11 protein-coding genes are annotated in these 21,676 nt (G+C 43.5%); 3 read left to right on the forward strand and 8 right to left on the reverse strand.

The window, feature by feature from the left end; translation table 11 throughout:
• Positions 1-97: 97 nt before the first annotated feature.
• The 6 genes from ACYQ28_RS17900 to ACYQ28_RS17925 form a co-directional block, all read right to left on the reverse strand.
• Positions 98-1,906, reverse strand: a complete 1,809-nt coding sequence (locus ACYQ28_RS17900) for a GGDEF/EAL domain-containing response regulator (RefSeq protein WP_460052450.1) — start codon at positions 1,904-1,906, stop codon at positions 98-100.
• Between the two features lie 242 nt (positions 1,907-2,148).
• Positions 2,149-4,740 (reverse strand): ATP-binding protein, encoded by a 2,592-nt coding sequence (locus tag ACYQ28_RS17905; RefSeq protein ID WP_460052452.1) that lies wholly within the window; start codon positions 4,738-4,740, stop codon positions 2,149-2,151.
• 10 nt (positions 4,741-4,750) lie between these two features.
• Positions 4,751-8,572: a beta strand repeat-containing protein gene (locus tag ACYQ28_RS17910; RefSeq protein ID WP_460052453.1), complete on the reverse strand. Its 3,822-nt coding sequence runs from the start codon at positions 8,570-8,572 to the stop codon at positions 4,751-4,753.
• A 5-nt stretch (positions 8,573-8,577) separates the two neighbouring features.
• The gene (locus ACYQ28_RS17915) at positions 8,578-9,417 is read right to left on the reverse strand and encodes an efflux RND transporter periplasmic adaptor subunit (protein WP_460052454.1); all 840 of its coding nucleotides are present in this window, start codon (positions 9,415-9,417) and stop codon (positions 8,578-8,580) included.
• A gap of 470 nt (positions 9,418-9,887) precedes the next feature.
• Positions 9,888-12,053 carry a site-2 protease family protein gene (locus tag ACYQ28_RS17920; RefSeq protein WP_460052455.1) on the reverse strand — a complete coding sequence of 722 codons (2,166 nt, stop codon included), beginning with the start codon at positions 12,051-12,053 and terminating at the stop codon, positions 9,888-9,890.
• A 3-nt stretch (positions 12,054-12,056) separates the two neighbouring features.
• On the reverse strand, positions 12,057-14,057 hold the full coding sequence (locus ACYQ28_RS17925; protein WP_460052457.1) for an efflux RND transporter periplasmic adaptor subunit: 2,001 nt from the start codon (positions 14,055-14,057) through the stop codon (positions 12,057-12,059).
• Positions 14,058-14,252: 195 nt separating this feature from the next.
• Here ACYQ28_RS17925 and ACYQ28_RS17930 point away from each other — a divergent pair, with 195 nt between their 5' ends.
• The 3 genes from ACYQ28_RS17930 (at position 14,253) to ACYQ28_RS17940 (ending at position 19,346) form a co-directional block, all read left to right on the forward strand.
• Entirely contained in the window at positions 14,253-15,152 is a 900-nt protein-coding gene (locus ACYQ28_RS17930) for an alpha/beta fold hydrolase (RefSeq protein WP_460052458.1), read from the forward strand.
• 1,157 nt (positions 15,153-16,309) lie between these two features.
• On the forward strand, positions 16,310-17,512 hold the full coding sequence (nhaA, locus tag ACYQ28_RS17935) for a Na+/H+ antiporter NhaA (protein WP_460052460.1): 1,203 nt from the start codon (positions 16,310-16,312) through the stop codon (positions 17,510-17,512).
• Between the two features lie 1,195 nt (positions 17,513-18,707).
• Positions 18,708-19,346: a LysE family translocator gene (locus ACYQ28_RS17940; protein ID WP_460052461.1), complete on the forward strand. Its 639-nt coding sequence runs from the start codon at positions 18,708-18,710 to the stop codon at positions 19,344-19,346.
• 205 nt (positions 19,347-19,551) lie between these two features.
• Here the strand turns inward: ACYQ28_RS17940 and ACYQ28_RS17945 are convergent, their stop codons facing one another.
• Together ACYQ28_RS17945 and ACYQ28_RS17950 are read right to left on the reverse strand one after the other, a co-directional pair.
• Positions 19,552-20,523, reverse strand: coding sequence for a hypothetical protein (locus tag ACYQ28_RS17945; protein ID WP_460052462.1), 972 nt, complete (start codon positions 20,521-20,523; stop codon positions 19,552-19,554).
• Positions 20,483-21,646, reverse strand: a complete 1,164-nt coding sequence (locus ACYQ28_RS17950; protein WP_460052463.1) for a hypothetical protein — start codon at positions 21,644-21,646, stop codon at positions 20,483-20,485. Before ACYQ28_RS17950 ends, ACYQ28_RS17945 begins: the two co-directional genes overlap by 41 nt.
• Positions 21,647-21,676: the final 30 nt, after the last annotated feature.

Consider the following 21,676-nt stretch of genomic DNA (forward strand, 5'->3'; position numbering starts at 1 on the left):
GAATCCATTTGCTTTAAGAAAGTCAGGATCATTCTGCCGACCTACGACCGTTACAGTCGTGATTTGGGTGTCAATGAAAAGGAATTTTACGATCTTATTAGGCTAAAGAGTGCTTCGTGGGGGGCAATAACGGATGATCAGGGTCGTAATTGGCTTGCAAATACTGTTCGAATTCTTCGCTAGAAAGAGGCTTAGAATAGTAATAGCCCTGAATGCAGTCACAACCAATATTGTTGAGAAATTTCAATTGCTCCGACCGTTCAACACCTTCGGCCACTACCTTTAAGCGAAGGTTTTGTGCCAGGGATATGATGGCCTGAACAATGGAGTTATCTTCGGTGTCGGCAGGAATATCAACAATAAATGAGCGATCGATTTTCAGCTCGTCGATGGGAAAGCGCTTTAGATAGCTCAACGACGAGTAACCGGTGCCGAAATCGTCGATAGAAATCGATACGCCGAGCTCCTTAAGCGTATTGAGCTTTTTGATGAGCAATTCGATATCGCCAATCAAAGTGCTTTCTGTGATTTCAACAGTAAGTTTGCTCAGATCCAAGTGGTTCAGTTGTTGGACGGCGACCAAGTCATCGACAAAATTAACATCATTGAACTGCGCGGCGGCAACGTTAATGGCCATAGTGAGGTTGGTGTAACCTTTTTTATGCCATTGTGCGAGCTGATTGCAAGCTTTGCGCATTACCCAACGCCCAATAGGCACAATTAATCCGGTCTCTTCGGCCATGGGAATAAAATGGTTGGGTGAGGTAACTTCGTTATTTTTAGGATACCAGCGTAGCAGAGCCTCACAACCAATGGGTTGACCGGATTTTGGATCCACTTTGGGCTGATATTTGAGCTGAAATTCGCGGTTTTCTATGGCGGTGCGAAGCGCTACATCCAAACGAAGCCTGCGTTTATCGTGAGAATCAACGGCTTCGCAGTAAAACTCAAAAGTATTACCTCCCAGCGAACGGGATTGTGCCGAGGCTGAGCTTGCGCACTTAATCAGCTGATCGGCCATGGTGCCTTGATGCGGGTGTATGGCAATACCAATCGATGCGCAGGCGTAAAACTCGTGACCTTCAATCAAATACTTCCGCGACAGCTGCTTGAGAATTCCGGTTACCAACACTTTAACGGTGTTGTTATCCGATTGCGTTAGCAGTAACGAGAATTCATCGGCACCGGTCCTAGACAGACTTTTCCACAGCTCTTTTGCCTGATTGCCTTTGCAGATGGTCACCTTCTGCAAAAAATCGGAAAGCGTTCGCGCCATGGTCGATAGCAATTCGTCGGCGATTTGCGGACCAAGGGTGTTGTGGACACGTCGGAATTGATCGACGCGAATGTTGATCACCGCTGTTTCACAATCGCGATTACCGAAGGCATTTCTTTTAATTTCCATCGACAGCTTTTCGATGAAGTTTTGGCGATTGGGTAAGAATGTTAAGGCGTCGTAGAGGGCCAGTTGTCGTTGGTAGGCGTGAACGGTTAAGGCTCCGCGTACCCGCAAGATCAATTCACTGGGATCAACCGGCTTGGATAAGAATTCGGTGGCACCTAGCTGTAAGGTTTGTAGCTTGGTGTGTGCGTCGCTCGACGAGCTTAAAACAATGATTGGTAAATATTTAAAACGCGGCTCTTTACGCAATATTTTGAGAACTTCAAAACCGGTCAAGCCAGGCATGTTGAGATCGAGCAATACAATGTCGATGGGATAAGTATCGATCAGTTTTAGGGCGCGACGTGGATCACCGACCGATATGATGTTGTTATAGCCGGCTTCTTGTAGGTACAGCTGAATAAAGTCGGTGACGAGTGGTTCGTCGTCGACCAACATAAAGTGAGACTCTTTGATTTGATCAAGAAGCTCGGGGCTAATAAGTTTTGGGGCCTTACTCAGCATATCGACTACATCAATACCAGCGGCTTAATAACTAAGGCGTGACAATACAGTAAACACTCCAAACAGCCTGTAAATGATGATGTTGCTGTGCTTCTTTGTCCGTAACTGGGGCGGCGCCTTCCATTTCGACAGGTCATCATCACGGTATTTTCCTACGGTCAGTCTATTATTATGTTTTCTCGATTGTTTGCGTTTTTACTAATTGACGCACGTTAAATTTAGTTAAGTCTAAAGTTCATTTATTACTCATTCACCGATTTGAGCTCCGGTACAATACGTACTCTTAAGCGCAATTCTTTGAAGTGCTCCAAACTATTAGTTAAGTCTCTTAGCGCTGTTTTCGCCAGTGCGATTTTCTCAAGATGATCGGCGACGATCGAAAACTCAGAGAACCCGGCGGTTCCAGCACTACCTTTAATCGAATGAGCAATGTTGGCGACGCTGTTGTGGTCGCCTTGATCGATGGCCGTCTGCAAATCTTCAAGCTGGGAATCAAAGCGAATTAACCAGCGTTCAATAATTGGTCTAAAGCGAGGGTCGTCGGCAAGCTTTGATGTAATCGCCGAACTTGCTGAAATTTTCGGTTTTGGAAATTGCGATGGTGCAATGGCCGTTGCCATAGGTCGCGGCAATAAAGAAGGTGCAGAGTTGGATTCTTTGATAGCCGGTAAAAACTCACGCAGGATTGTAATTAGCTTATCGAAGGCGACCGGTTTTGACATATAACTGGTATAGCCGGCCTGTTTGCAGCTTGCCTCTACGCCGCGCATGGCGTGGGCGGTAAGCGCAATGACTGGACGATTCCAATGCATTTGTCGCAATTTGCGAACGGCGGTGTAACCGTCCATTTCGGGCATTTGTACGTCTAGAAGCACGAGATCGGGATTGTGCTGTTTCACTTGTTGAAGGGCTTCTAAACCGTTGGCGGCACATATCACCGTTAAACCAACGTCTTTAAGAATAATTTCTAAAAGCTCGCGGTTTTCATCACCGTCGTCAACAACCAAGACCGTGGCCGGATAAAAATGCCAACTGCCGGTATTTTCGATGTTACGGTGGTCGTTGTCTTGCAGTCTCTCAACGGTAACCGAATTCTGGCTGAACTGAGCCACTGGCATTTGCAGCTCAAAACAGCTGCCTTTGCCCTGTTGGCTGGTGCACTCTAGGTTGCCGCCAAAGGCGCGAGCGAGATGTCGACAAATGCTCAGGCCAAGCCCGGTGCCGCCATACTGGCGAGTAATTGACGTGTCTGCTTGCACGAAGGGTGCGAATACATTTGCTCTTTGCTGTTCGGTCATACCAATGCCGGTGTCGATCACGCGAATGCGCAGCTGACCTTGGTTGCCAGCGCGAATTTGCCAGCTCGACTCAACACTGACACTGCCTTGGTGCGTAAACTTAATGGCATTGCCCACGAGGTTGGTCAAAATCTGGCGCAGCCTAGCTGGGTCAGACTTAATGGTCTCGGGCATGGCGGTCAACGCCTTAAAATTAAGCTTCAAACCTTTTTCGTTAGCCCGCACCGACATGATTTGCAACACCTCGGCGATTACCTGATTAACGTCGCAATCAATAGACTCAATCTCCAGATGACCCGATTCCACTTTGGACAGATCAAGAATGTCGTTAATTAGGTTCAGCAGGTGCTCGCTGGAGCGCAAGATGGTGTGTAGGTAGTGATTGACGTCGATATCAGGCGTGCCGCCTTTGAGGCTAGAAAATGATCGCAGCAAGAGTTCGGTAAACCCCATGATCGCATTCATCGGTGTGCGAATCTCATGGCTCATGTTGGCCAGAAAGTCACTTTTCGCCTTGTTGGCTGCCTCGGCCAGTTGCTTGGATGCCTGCAACTCCTGCTCTTGTTTTTCGAGTAGCGTAATGTCATCAAAACTAACCAACACGCCGCCGATATTTTTATCGCCGGTGAACACCGGTGAACAGTTGGTTTGATACGAGAGCTGGCGACCGTCATCTAACCACAAATGCAGGCGCAAATTGGTTAAGACTTTGCCGGTGCGCATCACTCTGGCCCAAGGCAGGCGCTGATTATTGAGCGTAGCATTGTCGATAGAGCGCCAGTCAAAACTCGACGCGGCAACACCTAATAATTCTCCCGCTGGTTTGCCAACCATGGTGGCAAAAGCTTGATTAGCCAGAACAATGTTGTATTTGTTATCTAAAACCAGCAACCCTTGTGCAATCGTATCAAGTGCGGTTTGTACGCGCTCTGGAATAGCTTGGGAGGGATCGAGATCTCTAAACACTCGGCGAAGATAGAAGATAAACAGTACAAAACACACCACCGTGGTGATGATAATCAATCGAGTGGCAGGCTGTTCAAAGAAGGAAATCCAAGCGCTCGATTGCGGTTCAAAACGCATTTCGAGATAGCCCCAAAGAGCGTCATTAGCAAAAATAGGAACCTGCAATTCACCAAGCTTGATATTGGAGTAGTTGGTCACCGAGTTGCCGTCAGAACTGCTGCGCTTGGATTTATCGTTCGGCCCCTGCCATTGCTGGTTGTGAGCACCAACCTCAACCAACAGTTCGCCATTTTTGGATCGAATCGCTGCCGTAAGTAGGTCTTCGTAACGGTTCACCGATGTTTTTAAGCTTTGCTCCATGCGCTGGATTTCATTGCGAGTTACCAGCGTGGCGTTAGAGGTGGCGAGAATTTCCGCCATTCGATAGCGGCCAAGCCAGCGCTCTTCGGTTGAGTCTGGCAATAATCCAAGTAAACCCAGCGAAATAAGCGCGCAAGAGACAATGCTGGCCAGTCCCAAGGATATTTTAAAACTTACGTGATAGCGTTTGTGCCATCGGCTTAGGGTCATGCCTTAAATCTCAATCTGCACTGCTTGTTGTATTCTTTGGCGTTGTTTGATGACTCACCAAGCTCTCTAAGCTTTCGCCTTGATCATCACGACCCGAGTAGCCCTGCGTCAAAATCGGTAGCGGATCTATGAAGCGCCATGCCGGTAAGGAGGTCAAGACGCTGGTAAACACCAGTCCGCCGCGAGCCAACCAAATGGCGTAACCTGCCGATAGGCCCGCGGTGATGCTGGCAGCAGCTTGCCAGAGAACACCACTTTCGACGTTGACCTGGGTGAATTTGGCACGTAAATGCTCAAATTCGTCGCTATTTGTTTGATTGATCACAAGAGTTAGGTCAGCAATTAAGGTATCGAAACCCGTGAACAGCGAATCCGACGTTTGAAAACTGGAATTGCTGGCAAGGGTAAAAACGTTATTGGCCGTAGCAATTTGGTTTTCGCTGGAAGAAACGTCTCTAAAGCTAGACGCAAAATCTGTGAGTCGCTCCCCAGCCAAAATTTCTACAGAAACGCCGTTACCAACATCAATAGGATCGAGCGTAAAGCGCGAAAAGTTTGCCGAGCTGCTGTCTTGGCTGGTGTTTTCTGCCGAGCTTTGCGAGCCGGTGTTTTCAGGTTCGCCTTGATCTTCGCCGTTGGTTCCCGATCCCGTGGCAGTCGTTGTGGTTGGTGTTGTTGTGGTTGCCGTAGGTGTTTCCGTGGGCGGCACCACAACTTGCACATCAACAGGGGCTGCTGGTTCGGTAACGTCTGGCATGGTTTCCGGTTCTGGGATAATCACCATCGGCGGGTCAATAATCTCAGGTGGATCAATAACCTCAGGCGGGTCAACCACCACAGGCGGATCAACAACCTCAGGTGGATCAATCACCTCAGGTGGATCAATAACCTCGGGTGGCGGCACTTCCTCGGGATCAGTGGGGGGTTCGGTTGGGGTTTCTACGCTCGGGGCAAATAGCACCGAGTTGTTGCTAAACACCGATTCTGCCGTACCTTGGTTATCCAAATAGGTAATTTCTAAGGTCAGAGTTGTATTGCTGTCTGCCACGCTGAGCTGGTAGTTGGCAGAGGTAGCGCCACTGATGGCTTGTCCATCGCGATACCACTGGAAACTCAACTGTCCCAAACCGTCGGCGTCGTTGAGTGATGTGGTTTCGGCGCTCAATAAGCTGCCCACTTGAAGGTCTGCGCCCGTCGCGATTGATACGCCACCCTGTGGGAGATCATTTACCGAGGTAATTTCAAGGCTGTCTTGACTGAAGAGCGTCTCTAGAGTGCCGCCGGAATCCGTATAGGTAACGGCCACACTTAAACGACTGGCGACGTCGATATCGTCGGTGGTGAAGCTTTGATGGGTTGCCCCGGTAATGGCGATGCCGTTTCTATACCACTGAAAGTTAAATTGCCCGAGACCGTCGGCATCGGTGATTGCATTTAGGTTGGCGGTAAGAGTTTGTTCTTCGTGAGCAGTGCCATCAATAGTCACCTCACCTTGGGGCGAATCGTTAAGGTTAGCGATTATTGGCGTTGTGTCTGAGACTATTTGATTGGCAAAGCCTTGCTGGTCTTGGTAACTGATCTGTACCGAAAGCTCAGCACCTACGTCGTCTTGGGTGGTTTGATAGTTTTGCTCGGTAGCGCCGCTGATCAAGGCACCGTTTCGTAACCATTGATAGTTGATAGTGCCAAGCCCGTCGTTGTCGGTCACGTTGCTAATGTTCGCAACCAAAGCTTGGCCCTGCTCAAAGATTCCCATAATCTCTGGTAGACCAACAGGATTATCATTAATGGCTGTAATAGTTTGTGATTGATCACTGATAAAACTTTGAGCAACGCCAAAACTGTTGGTAAAGCTAATTTGCACCGACAGTTGCGCACCTACATCTGGGTCGTCGCTGAAGTAGCTGGATTCATTGGCACCGTCTATGGCCAACCCGTTTCTAAGCCATTGATAGCTCAAATCGCTGGGGGTGTAAGCCAGGCCATTACCATCTTGCACTAAAACATCGGCCGTTAAAGTCTGTTCTTCGATGGTATTTCCTAACACGCTGGCCGTGGCAATATCTTGGTTGTTGGCCGCCGTCACCAAGGCGGTTTGGCTGCTGAGTAGCGTTTCGGTCGTGCCCTGATTATCTACGTACTGAATTTGCAGGCTGATCGCACTGCCGACATCGTCACCGGTTAACAGGTATTGGGTATCGGTCGCGCCACCGATGGCAACACCGTCGCGCAACCATTGATAACTGAACTCACCCAAACCGTCGTCGTCGCGAATACCGCCAGTGTTGGCAATTAAACTCTGGCCTTCCACGGCGTTGCCGTTAATTCGTGGCGTACCTACAGGTTCACTATTTACATTTACGACCGCAACCGACTCGGCACTGATTAAAGATTCGCGATTGCGATCGCCATCGGTATAACTGATTTGAACCGAAATACGCGCGCCGACATCATTATTCGTTAACGTGTAGGTGTCTGATGTTGCGCCCGGAATTGAGCTGCCGTCGCGCAGCCACTGATACCGAAACGTACCTAGGCCTTCGGGGTCGGTAACAGAGCTGGTATCGGCGGTGATTTCCTGACCTTCCAAAAACTCCCCAATCAACACAATGTCACCCTGCGGTGTTGTGTTTTCATTTTGAGATTCAAAATTGGTGGCCAGCAGACTTAAAGAATTTATATCCGCGGTTGCAGTTGCTAAATTTAAATCAGAACCCGTAAACGCAATACCTTGAAATTGCGCCGCGCCAGAAACACTGAATTGAATAACGTCGCTGGTTTCGGTTTGCGCATCACCAAAAGTACCCGATTGATTAAAGCTCGCTAAAATTGTGGACGATGAAAACGTTTGTCCGGCGAGGGTGGTTTCTACTTCTACAAATTCCAAAGCATCAATTCCGGCGCGATTTCCCAAGGCGCTGCCATTGATGTTGAGGTCAGTTAACGCTCGGGTAATAACACTGCCGTCGCTTTGCGAATTGGCGAGATAAATTTGCGTATCGTCATCGAACGCCACCAGCAGCGATCCGCTAGCGAGTTGTTCGCCGTTAAAATTACTGTTTTGCTCGATGAGCGTTAATGCAGAAACGCTGTCGGGTAAGTTAGTAATAAGGCTCGAAAATTCACCGCTGCTGTAATCAAAACTGGTTGAGCCATCGTTATTGTTAATTAGCGTAGGCCTGAACAAAATAATATCGTCGGCATCAACCGAAAGCGTAGTTCCAGAGGTGCTGGTAAAAGTATGGCGTCCGTCCACCGAAAAAATCAGATCGCCGGAGAACAACGCCAGATTTTCGCCATTGATACTAATGGTTAAATCACTCGCAACCGCATGACTGGCATCAATATTAATATTGCCATTGGTAAACGTATCGCTACCAAAAAAGCGCGCAAAGAAATCCAAATCAGGTGTCGCATCGTCGGAATTAAGTCCCGCCACTAATTCATCACGATTCGCCGCATCAACACTGCCGTCGTTCGCCGTTAAGCTTGTATTGCGATCAACCGAAAAAATAATCCCCGGATTTGTAATAGCCACAGAAACCGTTTGTCGCTGAATTTCTGGGCGGGTAACAACATCATTATTAGCGTCGCTTTTATTCAGCTCTAAAATAGCGACATCAGCATCTGCTACGGTTTTAGATAAGTCATTGTTAAAATCAGAATATTCGTTCTGGGAGGTATCAATTCCCAAAGTGGTATCGGCTGAAAATAATAAACGTGATTCTACCGGCGTAATTGCCGATCTAGGATCTCCTGCCAAAGCCTTCGCGCGCGCGCGCGAAACGGTTGCTTTCAATTGCGTTTTAATCGATTCGAAATAATTCAACATAACCGCTACTTCACTTTAGGTAATTTCGAACGTTGATTTTCTGAAAATTGCAGCGAACACTTTTGCCCCGCAAGAATGGTGTATTGGGGGTTATCCAACACCAAGCGGGCACCAAAAGTCCCACTGGCGGCATCGGCCATGGGATCGATACTGATCACCGTTGCTGTTAACGGTTTATCGGAATGCAACTCTGGAAATATTTGCGCAGTTTGAGCAATTGAAATTTGCGAGTAATAACTAATGGGAACAATCACTTCTATCTTTAAGGGATGCAGCTGAGCAATTCTCACAATGGGTTGTTCTTCTACATATTCGCCAACGTCTTTAAAGCGTTTGGTAACAAAACCACTAATGGGACTTTTAATGATCTTTTGCTGAAGCTGTTCTTCGGCGCGCACCAATTCAAGGTGACGAATATTCTGCAAATCTTCGGCTTGTTTTAATCGCCACTGGGATAAATCAAAATCTCGATCTGCCTGATCTTTAACGTCGTAGGAAACGCTGTTACTTTTGTACAAGGTATCGATGCGTTTTTTACGCTTCTCGTCGTACTCTTTATTTACCGCGTTAATTCCTACCTCAGAAGTCACCGCTGCTCGAACACTGGCGAGCTCAACCGAGGCTTTTTCAACTTCTGCACTTAACTGCGCAACAATTTCGTTTTCATTTACATAAACTCCGTGTTCAACATGAAGTTTTGCTATAACGCCAGCGACGGGACTTGATAGATCAATGGTCTGAAAGGGATTGATCAAACAATCCATTGCCGGCAATGGCGCAGCCACGGCAGCCGATGCCGTCAATAAGGCTATCGATAGAGATCGAAGAACGGTTATTGGCGACATAATATTTCCAATAATAATTCGTAAAAATTATGACTTTCTTAAAAATCAAAACAGAATGGTCATTAAAATAAAATCATAAGATGCATTAGTAAACGCAAAAAATACCGCCGCGTTTCTACAATCAAGTATTTATAAACACACATCTATAACTAAAACCGATAAGAGCGACATTGTTAAGATTAGCAGAGTTTATTCAATACGGAAGTAAGCGATAAAAAATTGTTTAGTAACGGCTAATTTTAGAAAGAATGTATATGTTGGAATGATCAATACTCAACACATGCAGTATTTACCGAAAACTAAATTTGTGAAGCCGTTCATTATGAATTAAAAAATGGCGGTAGAAATAATTAAATTTCAGTTTTTACAATTTTTCCCAATTTGAACTGGCTTAAAAATAACGCGAATTCGAAAAATTCGCTAAAGCGACATTTTATTCAAAGATTATTTGGGTGATAAAATCAAAATACTTATGACCCGTCAAATTTTTGGCTTAACCATTGTGAATATCTCAACCATAAGCGGTTAAAAATAGATTGCGGCTCGGTCAAAAAAATCAACTGCCATCGATAACTTAATACAGAGCCATAAGGCAAAGCCGGTAATTGTACCGACACCAAAAAAGTAGGCGTTTGGCTGGTTAAGCCAGACGAATCACGCCAGTCGGTATCAATAGAACCTCCCAAACCAACGCTGTAAAATGGTGAAGATATTTGATCGCGAGCTTTAGATTCAACACTTACAATTTCTGCGGTATAGCGTTTATGTGGATCGGTAAACGGAATCGCAGATACAAATGCAAAGTCTTTGGGCAAGCGCTGTAAATCTTCCTGGCTAATTAATGCCTCTAGATAGACATCAGAATAATATACCGCTGTTACCGTAGGCTCACCTTTTTCAAAGTAACGACCTTGAATGGATTTATTATCGTGTACTAGCAGTCCTGCATGAGAAGCTATCACCTGTAGATTTTTTAACTTCTCATCAAGATCACGTTGATTGGTTTTCAAATCTTGAAGATTGGCTGCAAATTCTTCGGCAAGGGCAGGAGCACGGAAAGCCAGATCGGAATAACGAATGGTTTGTTCTTCAATTGCTAGAGCGTTAATTTTTTGTTCAATTAATAAATCCGGATTGGTAAGCTCAAGCAAGGTATCGCCGGATTCTATTTCCCTAGCATTTTCAGATAAGAAACTAATAACCGTCCCGTCAGACGGCGAACGGAGAGTAAATTGCGACTCATGTAATAATGCTGTGCTGGAAAAGCCGATGTTAAAAGGTAAAAAGAGAATAGCTAAAACAAAAGCCGATGGCGTGCCTATAGCCCAAAAAAATCGTTTAAGTTTGTTGTGATATTGACAGCGAAAATACAGCGTAACCAGCGTTTCACCTAAAAACCGAAAAGTGCCGCGGATTAGTATTAATGCAGCGATGACTAAACCCAACCACCATATTTGGCTAATTAAAAACATTAACACTAAAATGGTGACCATAATGCGGTAAAAAAAGGCAGCACAACCATAGCCATTGAGCCAAATAACTTCGCTATTGAGGTCGTTTGATGGTTTGGTTGGTGTTAAACCGAATAACCACAGTTGCGTGTTTTCTTTAAAACGCTGTTGGGCACGTGAAGCCAGATTTGGAATTTGCAATAACTCTGAACAGACGTAATAGCCGTCGTAGCGCATGAGTGGATTTGCATTAAAAAGAATACTAGAAACAATACCAATAAAGGCTAAATCAAACAGTCCTAATAGTATTGTATGATAGACGCCGTTGCTGTCTGCGTTGTATTCAAAAATAGTCAATAGCGCTATAAACAGTATTAGCGCGAAGACCGCAATAAAAATCTCGGTGACAATTCCCGCAAGACTTACATAAATACGGTGTTTTCGAGAGGTGAAATAAGCGCTGGAGCCTACATCCACAAAAGCTGCGGGTAAAAAGCCAAAAAATAACACACCAAATTTACCCACGTGACCGCCGTAATATTTGGTCATAATAGCGTGAGCGAATTCGTGAATAGCTTTCATGGGTAAATACATGAAAGCTAACAATACTAAATTGAACGGTGAATAAAAATTGTTTTGGTAAAACTCTAAGGTTTTATCCAAATTGCTGGTTAATAACAATAAGCTTGTTATGGCCAAGATTAATCCACAAGTAATCGTAAACTTAGAGAAAATGAGCAGCACGTAAGGTGTTAGTTTTTCGGCATATTCATTTGCGCCAAACAAATTAAATTTTGCCAGTAATGGGTTTTTCAAAAACCCGGCCACTCTAGGAAAAAAAGAACTTTCAGAGGCAGTTTGAGCGTGGGTTAGCGAGACAATCTCATTGAGCTTATCGTGTTTGCAAGTAATTAATCCCTGTTTAAGTAGATGAAATAAACCCAGACAAAGACTTTGTTGCTCGTCATCGGTAACCTTGAGTATTTTAAACGCATCAGCAACGGGTATTGTGCTGTGGCTGGAGAGCAACTTGTACAGGTTATTTTCGAGAAAAAAACTGTCGTTATGAATGGTGCTGTAAATAATGACCCAGTTTTTACCTCGATGCACTTGTGTGGTTATATTGGCGCTGGCAGAAATCTGAAAACAAGCGTGTTTAATCCAGAACAGTATTTGCTGATTCATGCGTTACATTCCCAACTGCCAACGATTTAACTGCCACCAGCGAATAAGATCACGAAAGAGAATTTTCCAGAGTGGTTGTTTATCGGTGTTTATCTTGGCTGACCCGGTCATGCCGGGTTTTAATAGTGTCGGAATTATTGCCTGCTGTTTTTCGTCAAAGTTCCAATGGGTACGCGCTATAAAATAGACCTTATCATCGACAGTCTCTGCTATTGGTGTGACTTCAGAAATAGTAAATGAAATTTCGGCGGACGGTAGCGAAAATAGCTTGAGTAAACCGTGTTGATTTTTCCGAATATAAATAATGTCTTTTTCGCTGATGCGTAAATTCAAATTGTATTCCGTCAAAGGCGCTAGCTCGAAAAGTATTTCTCCTTTTTTTACCGGAGCACCCAATAATTGACTAACATCGCCGTGTAAAATAATGCCATCAAAAGGTGCTTTAATTTTTAATCGCGTTAGCCGTTCGTTAATGAGCTCAATTTTGGCTTGGGTTTGTTCACGTTGATTTTTTACGATCTTTGCTTGAACCTGATTAAATTCGGCTAATTCTTTCCGATAGAGCTTATCGTATTCTTGTAACTCGTTTTCGAGTTTTTGTTTTTCTAGATTTAAATCTTTATCATCTAAGGTTGCTAACAAATGCCCGGTTTTTACTTGATCGCCCGCTTTAAAGTGACTGTCTTTGATAAAGCCATCAACTGGTGCAACAAGGGCACGTTGTGAATCGCTGATAATTTCCGCCTTCGTGGTAATGGTTAAAGATGTGGGTATATTAAGAATACCCAAAATGGCAATAACTACCGCGACAACTAATGCTCTTTTTTGCCATTTGGAAAGCTGCGTAAAAAATCCAGTTTTTAGCGAAGCTTGTTTGTGTAATTGAATTCGATGGGAAGAATTAGCTACTGCGTAGCCGAGTTTTTTTACGGGTGAAAGTTGTAAATAATGACGAATTAATAAACTGGTGCCGAGTGTTTGCCAGGCGGTTGTGAGATAGGTGTTGGTTTTTGCATTGGCAGAATTGTGTTGATCAACAAACAAAATACAGGCACAGCCCAGCTCTGTGTCGATGCTAATAACGGCGCCTTGAAGAGGCTTGAGTGGATGATCAATGATAATGTGTTCACAATAAGCTCGGCCGAGTTCGTGGTTATTTTCGGGTTCGCGCTGTAATGTTTTGGTTATATGTTTTGAATACTGTTTAATTAATGGTGATTGATCGTCAAATTTACTGGAGTCGGAAATCGCAACAATACGGTTTCTGTTTTTTTTGCGTGAAGAAAACAAAGAATAATTAGGCAGTGAAATAACCACGCACTCACATTCAAATTTCTCTTTTAAATCTTTTGCAAGTAAATAGGTCGCGTCGTTAATGTTGATATGGCGTTCAATGATTTTAACCAAACCTTGTATGAGCCGAGTTGGGTCGATTTCGGCACTGGGTTTTGGATGTACGGGATTTAAGGGTAATTGCTTATGTGGACTGTTTTGGCTGTTATCGGTCTTGTAAAAAAACAACGCCGCAACGTTTTTCATTACGCTATTTATGTGTTCTTTTGTGAACACGCCGTTTCGCGTGAAGACAAAATATAAAATCAAACGCTGTTGACAAGTAACGTCGTTGTTAAAATATATCTCGCTGCTAAAACAGACATAGTTCAATAAAGACTTTTTGTCGCTGTACAGTTGGATTTTTTGGCGCTGTATACACAGTTGTACTAATTTTTCAGCATTGTGTATCTTTTGTTCCAAAGATTCTTGATTTTGCCACAATAAAATGGGCTGGTTTGTCTCGGTCTGCGGTGACTTGTTTGCCGATGACGTACCATAAACATACGCGCCCGCGACCTTTAATTCGGTAAGAGTCGATGCTAATACCTGAAAGCGCTTGGTTAACCAAAGCTGGGTTTTGGCCGTTAATGGTTGCCCGGCATGAGTGCTGTCGGGCTCAAACGAGTTGACTGCATGGAGGTTGGTATTGAGCGCGGCAATTTTAGTCACAATGTCAGTATCACGGTATTATCAGCAATTTCTACTTTAAGATTAGTTGCTTACCAACGAACAGCAAGGTTAAGAACTGTGTTCAAAAGCGCTGCGTATATCCTTCATAAATTTGTGATGATTTTTAGTAAACCCAATTGTTATAACTATTGTCAGAGCAAGCGTTTGCCAATCACATAAAAATGGAGAATCTTAATGAAAACAAAGGTGTGGTTATCACGAATTTGGGTGGGTGGGCTCGCCTTTGCCTCGTTTGTTCTCAGCGCTTGCGCGGCACAAAACGAGTTGAACGAACACTTCAAGTTTTTGGAGACCATCGAGTCTAACAAAAACATCGTTGAACAAACCATGGATGTTGGAGATTTTGAACTTTCCTACCGTCGTGTGGGTGAGCCTAAGCGCGCTGTTGTGGTCTGGATTCACGGCACGCCTGGTGCTTGGAACGACATTGGCAAGTTAATGGTGAAAGAAGACTTTACCGAATCTACCCTGTTTGTTTCTATCGACCGTCCCGGTTGGGGCAAATCGCAGTACAAAGACAACCCACGTCTTGTTACCGAATTCTCAGAAATTGCCCATTTAATTCGTCCACTTTTACATCAATTGAAAAAAGAAGCACCCGATGTGCCTTTGATTCTTGCCGGGCATTCTTGGGGTGGCTCTGTGGTGCCCGCGGTGGCAGCGGAGTTTCCTTATTGCATTGACGGCTTAGCAATCTTCGCGGCGGGTCTTGATCCTGAATTAACCAAACCGCGTTGGTACAACCGTTTTGCGAAAACCTATGTGGGTAGAAGTATTCTCGGTCAACAAATGTTGGATGCCAATGTAGAAATGTACGCACTTTCGCCAGAAGTCGCTAAGCTTGCGCCCCACTGGAAAGAAATAAACCTGCCAACCGTGGTAGTGCAAGGTATGGAAGATCCCTTGGTGAACCCTGCAAATGCCGATTTTGCCAAATCGGTACTTAACCCAAAAGTGTCGCACGTATTAAAAATAGAAAAGCAAAATCACTTTTTGCACATTAACAGTGTTGACCTCATTCAAAAATGCTTAATGGCCGTTGCCGAAAATAATCTCGACAGCTGCGAAGCCTAAACTTTGTATCTTTTCAGAACCACAGCTTTGGTTGTGGTTCTTTTCTTCAAATACCGCTGTTTTTCCTTGTGTTCTCACTCCCGTTATTTTTATACGCTTTAGAATACACAACCCGCCGGCAATAATTTTTTGGGAAATTTCGAGCGCTTTTTAAAATAAAAAACTTACCATTTAAATAAAAGATCTACCATTTAAATGAAAGTGCGTGTTAAAAATTTTGGCTAAAGCATATTCGAACCACTGATTAACGCTGCCACGGTTTAATCAGCGGACAAATAAATGCAAATACGATTTTCAATTTCTTCACCATTTAAATTACTCGCGATGATTGAAGTTTGCATCATGCATTTGTTTCGATAGAAACTGTGGATGACTTAGAGTTGCTATAAGTTCATTAATACGTTACTTGTATTAACGGCGTAAAAAATTAACGAGTGATAGCAACAGTCTTTCAGGATAAGCAAGTTTCAAGGGATAAAAATAAACCCTTAAATAACTAATTTGCGTCGTTTAATACCCATAATTAAATGGCATAACTCTATTGTTTTAGGCAAACATCAACTGCTTTGATTATTTTTAACGGGTTTTGGAAAGTTTCTGAAGATATTGGTTAGTAATGCAAAACCTAGTAATCAGTTTGAATGGATGATATTCAAAGCGGAGTCGATTAATTTAGCTTTTTAATTAAAAAACCAAGCCTAATTCCAATGTGTTATCAAGTCTAAGTCGTTGAATGTTGTTAGCGATGACGACACGTTCTAAGTTACTTGAAATGCAAAAGTATTCAGTATTTCTTATATGCTTCCATAAAACTTTGATCTAAACTTACACTTATTACCATTGAAATTTTAATTTAAAGCCTCATATACAACCATTGACCCAATATTTAAATCATCAAAAAATATATGTTTAACAATAAGTTGGTTTAAATATTGCGTTATAGCCGAAATAGAAACAGTACTCATACAGTGTTTGATAGCTGTTTTTTTACGTGTTCGCATGAACCCGATATATTTCGAGCGCTACAAATATATTCGACGCGAATTTTATTAATATTATAAATTCAATATTGGAGCCCTAAGCTAAAGCAGTGATAAATTTACCCGCAATGCTTAGGGTTCTGCTCAAATTTACGTTGATACGAGGTTTTTCTTCCGGTGCTTACTATTAAGCCAATCGAAAAGTTTTTCAAATTAGAATCCGCCGGTGGTATTTTGCTGATGGTCAGCACATTACTGGCACTCATTTTTGCGAATACCCCCGTTTTAGACTCTCTCTACAAATTATTCATCGAAATTCCTGTAGAAGTTCGCATCGCCGATTTAAACATCGGTAAACCGCTACTGCTGTGGATTAACGATGGACTAATGGCCATCTTCTTTTTATTGGTGGGTTTAGAACTTAAGCGCGAAGCCATGGAAGGAGAATTGTCTGACCCTAAAAATATTATTCTTCCGGGTATTGGCGCGTTTGGCGGAATGGCTGTTCCGGCGTTAATTTACGTATTATTTAACTGGGATGACCCGCGAGTGATCGACGGCTGGGCCGTGCCCGCCGCCACCGATATTGCCTTTGCGCTCGGCGTATTAAGCTTATTGGGGCGTTCAGTTCCCGTTGCATTAAAAGTTTTTTTAACATCCTTAGCGATTTTTGATGACGTAGGCGCGATTATTATTATCGCGATATTTTATACTTCTAAAATATCCTTCGTATCGCTTGTTATTGTGTTGGTATGTATTCCCATTTTATGGATGCTCAATCGTTATCGCGTAGGTCCGCGAGCGCCATACATTGTTATAGGCGTTATAATGTGGGTTGCCATGCTTAAATCCGGTGTACACGCAACACTTACCGGTGTGTTGTTGGCGATGTTTATTCCCATGCGTTTAGACGACGAAAAATCCAGCTCACCGGTTAAAGAAATCGAACACGGCCTGCATCCTTGGGTGACCTTCTTTGTGTTACCCATCTTCGCCTTTGCCAACTCCGGTATCGACGTACGCAGCCTAACTACAGATCAAGTTTTACACAGTGCACCGGTTGGTATAGCCGCAGGTTTATTTATTGGTAAACAACTGGGTATTTTCACTCTGTGTTGGTTATTTATTAAATTGAAATGGGCACAACTACCCACCAACGTTACCTGGCTTGGTCTTTACGGCACCTCGGTACTGTGCGGCATTGGCTTTACCATGAGTTTATTTATCAGCTCACTCGCCTTCGAACAAACCAGTACAGAAGTCATCTTTGACGAACGTTTAGGGATTTTAGTCGGCTCCTTAGCCTCTGGTTTATTAGGCTACTGGTTAATTAGAAAAGACATTCAGCGGCGTGAGGCAAAAGCGCTAGCAAACCAGTAAGCTCGATAACGAATAAACAACGCTTTATAAAAAACCTCGGCATGCCGAGGTTTTTTTGTTTCCCATGAGTCGTATGAAAATCTCTAGAAGATTTGCTTTCTTGGTGATGAGTATAGGAAATATATATCGTGTTATTCATCTTCCTTCTAGGCTTTTTTAAAAAGGCTTTTTAAGTTCTTATCTTTCGATTTAACCGTTTTATCAGAAGTACCATGCTGTCTGTGGTAATTCTGACAAAAGATATCAACCCTGTTATTTCCAGCTTGCTAGCGCTGAATAATAGAGCTTTCTTTGGTTTGATCAAAATTTCGCCTGTTCCTGAGGGCGAAGATTACCCAAAATCAAGTCGGTACAATGACGATTTGTGCTCATCTTTCTCAAGTGGCATGAGTGACACTCAGTATTATCCGTATAATACTCATATTTTTCTGAGTTTTGGTGTGAAATACTCTGAATTAGATTTATCTGATTTCATTATCCTCAAATTATCGTGAATTGTATAAAAACAACTAGGTTTTACTCGATAACTTGCCTGCGTAGTGCAAGCGATATTTATAGGATTAAATAATAGGTAAAAAGATGAAAATATTTGGGTGTGTAATATTGTTGCTGTCACTAACAGGCTGTGTAATGTAGTGGGCGTTTTTCTTTAGGCTCTATGGTTGTAGTTAGTAGCTATTTTTTTGTCGCTTATATTATTGGTATATTCTACAAGTTATCAGGTAAGCCATTTTTAGGTTCTGTCATTGCTGGGTGTTTTTATAACTCTATTTTAAGTGTTTTAGCTTTGTTTTTATGTCAGTCTATTCTTGTTAAGTTTGCCGATCGTAAATTGGCTTCAACTGCAACGCGTTGCGGAATCGTTTTTTACCTATCTTTATGTTTGCTTTTTGCATTGTATTATTATTTCACTGATAGGCTAAATACGAATGTGATAAGTTATATTCCTACGCTGGTATTAATGACGCCTTGGATTATTGCTGCGTTTAAGTCGCATCGCTTTGTATTCAGCTTTAGCCAACTTACGGTTATTAAAGAATGTGTATCACTTCTTAAAGTATTATCCTCTCGGTAGTGTTTGCTCGATATTACTATAGGAACCTCTGATTAACTCATCCATGATTTAATCAGAGGGCAGAAATTGAAAACACAATGTCCAATTTCTTCATAATTTGAATTACTTTGAGGTTGCTTTATGGATTTAAACACGGTTTTGGCCTTTGTTGCGGTGGCCACTTTGCTGGTTGTTTCTCCGGGCCCGAATGGCTTTTTAATCGCGAAAACGGTGCCGTTATTTGGTAAAAAAGCTGGGTTTGCCAATATCGGTGGTTTTGTCGCGGCGTTTTACGTACACGGCACCTTATCCGTTATGGGTATTTCTTTGTTGTTGGTGCAATCGGCGGAGGCGTTTTTTATCTTTAAATTGGTCGGTGCTGCTTATTTAATTTGGATTGGCATCAAGGCGTTGCTGAGAGCCTTCAAAGACAAAGGTGTTGTTACAGAAGTAGCGCCAATTACGGTTAAAAAGAAAGCGTCTTTACGCAAAGCCTTTTTAGAAGGCTTTTTAACCAACGTGTTAAACCCAAAAGTTTCTATGTTTTATTTGGCGGCGTTTCCGCAGTTTATTTCGATTAATGATAATCCCGTTAATGTGTTTGCATTGGTGACGGCACACGCCATGTTAAATTTAGTGTGGTTTTCTGTCATGGTTTATATGTTATCGAGTGTTAAAAAATTGGCCGGTGGTGCTCGTTTTAAGCGCTGGTTAAACTCGGTTACGGGCATCGTTTTCATTGCCTTTGGCTCAAAGTTAGCGTTGCTGGATCGCAGTTAGCTTTAGAACACATAGAGATAAATCCCGCCTATAATTTTTGTTCAATTCTTAAGTAAATCTATTCGTTGATCGAGTGCTATTTGCTCGGTCAACTCAGCTTTTTAATTGATTGTGTTGAAGCTCGGCCTGTGTATTTCTGTGACTACCGGCTCCGTATTTTGAGCTTCTATATAAGGGAAAAATTTTAACCAGTCTAACCAGCGTGTCATTTGTGTTGAGCAATAACCTTTGGCGCATCGATCGGCGTAATATCCACCTCGGGTTTTTTCCTAGATTTTTTCTCTTCGAATAACGGCCAAGCAAGTTCACCAAAAGTTTCGGTAACAGACATATCATCACAGGTCGCCTTTACCTTATCCCACTCTGCCTGTGCGATTGGCCCAACCTGCAAACGCATGGAGTTAATAATCGAGTCGGTCAACGCCAACATGGGTTTAGCTCTTAACTCATCCCTGTATAGTTCAATACTGCCAAAGCTAAACGTAATGCACACAAATTGATCGGTTGATACAGGGAAAATAACGAGGCGGTCAACCTCGGGATTGTCTCGACTGCCGTTATGAATTTGGTGTATATCGCATACCACACCTTGAATACTGTCACCTAAAGGTAATACCCGCCAATGTAAGGGGCCACGATAAACGGGCTTTTTACCCGAACGACGATAGCCGTAGATATCATCTAGATAATTAGCTATGGCTGACTCAAATACCCGAGGGTGAAACAAATTGGTTTCTTTAAAAATAGAGCCTTTACGTGCCGTAAGTGTTATAGCGGTGGCGCCTAAACGAGCTTTTTCACCAACAAACCAAGCCCCCACAAAATACCAAGTATTGCGATAAAACGGCACCACATACCACTGATTACGGCGGGTATCAGGGCGGTAGTTGGATTCAAATCTAGAGCGGGCGCTTATATCTTTACCCCCTGGATGCGTGGCATTAACCGAGCGACCGTCGCCATCAAAGCCTAATACCGGGTTAGCCCAGGGAGCATAGAAATAAAACACCGAGTCGCCAAAGAACCATTTATTCTGCCGTGGTTTTGAAAAATACGGGCCGCGTATTTCGTTTACTACGGGCCTTGTATATTGGGCTTTCGCAAACGGAAAGAATTTTAACCAATCCCACATAACATTACCGCCGTAGATTTCTTTCTTTAAACTTACTGTAAGCAAATTGAATACCGCCCACTGCACCGGTAACCAAACCCGCAACGCCGATTGCCCCTGTGGGCATACCGGATAAGGCCGTGCCTGCCACCAAAACACCAGCACCGGCGAGAGTATTAAAGGCCAGTCCGCCGTTACCAGTACTTTTTAATAGGTCGCGGTAATTATAGGGGTCGTCTTTTCGTTTAACCCGCTCTAAATTGCCCTTAAACGCGCTTATGCTGGCGCGAAGATGGCTATTACTGTTAAACAGGTTTCTATCTGGGATCATGTCTAAGTCCATAATAGCATCGTAGGCGGGCCGCGGGTTAGAGGTCGCCCAGCACATTTTCACAATATGTTTTTGCTCTTCAAAAGAAATGTTTTTTGTCGTAAGAGTCATTAAGGCTTGGGTTAATACCACGGAACCGCCGCGCTCAGAGGCCCATACAACGCCTTTTTTATTATTCGATTGTTCTATGGCATCGGCCAATAACCCTGCAAAGCCATAAGTTTGATTCACCTTTACAGGATTATAATTGCGCATACCATTTAATCGGCTACCCACAGGTGAATAGAATAAATCAAAGTCACATTTTAAAGATGCATCACCACCAAACATAGAGTTTAAGCGTTTTACCGCTTCTTCTGCGGCTTGGTCGAGACCATCATAGTTAGTGTTGGCAATCACCACATTTCTATGGTTCTCGGACTTAATTCGACCATTGTTTCTAAATTCCGCACTAATCTTACCGTTGCTTGCCCGAGAAACACTGTATACCCCCGGTTTCCGTGTGTTCGCCTTAGCAATACTCTCGTATTCACTACTTAATGTTAAGTCTGTAATAACCAGCATTTTGTCGGAGCGTTTTTCTACAGTAGCGGCAATGCCGGGCACAAATACCACAACCTTGTGAAAGCTGTTGGCTTTAAAATCGATTACGTTGGGAATAAATACGTTGTGTTTACCGGTTAACCCGGTCGCTAACGCATTAAGCTGTTTGATGGCCATCAATGGATAGTAGTAACCGCGATTAGCCGCTTTCATTAAGACCTTGGCGTGTTCTTGAACATTGGGCGCAAACACCACGTCTTTGCCAATGCCGGGAGTATTGAGTTGTAGATATTGCCCTCGGGGTATTAACTTCATGCGAAAATCCCTTTAGTAAAAGTTTGATGA

It is taken from the genome of Sessilibacter sp. MAH1, assembly GCF_054658315.1.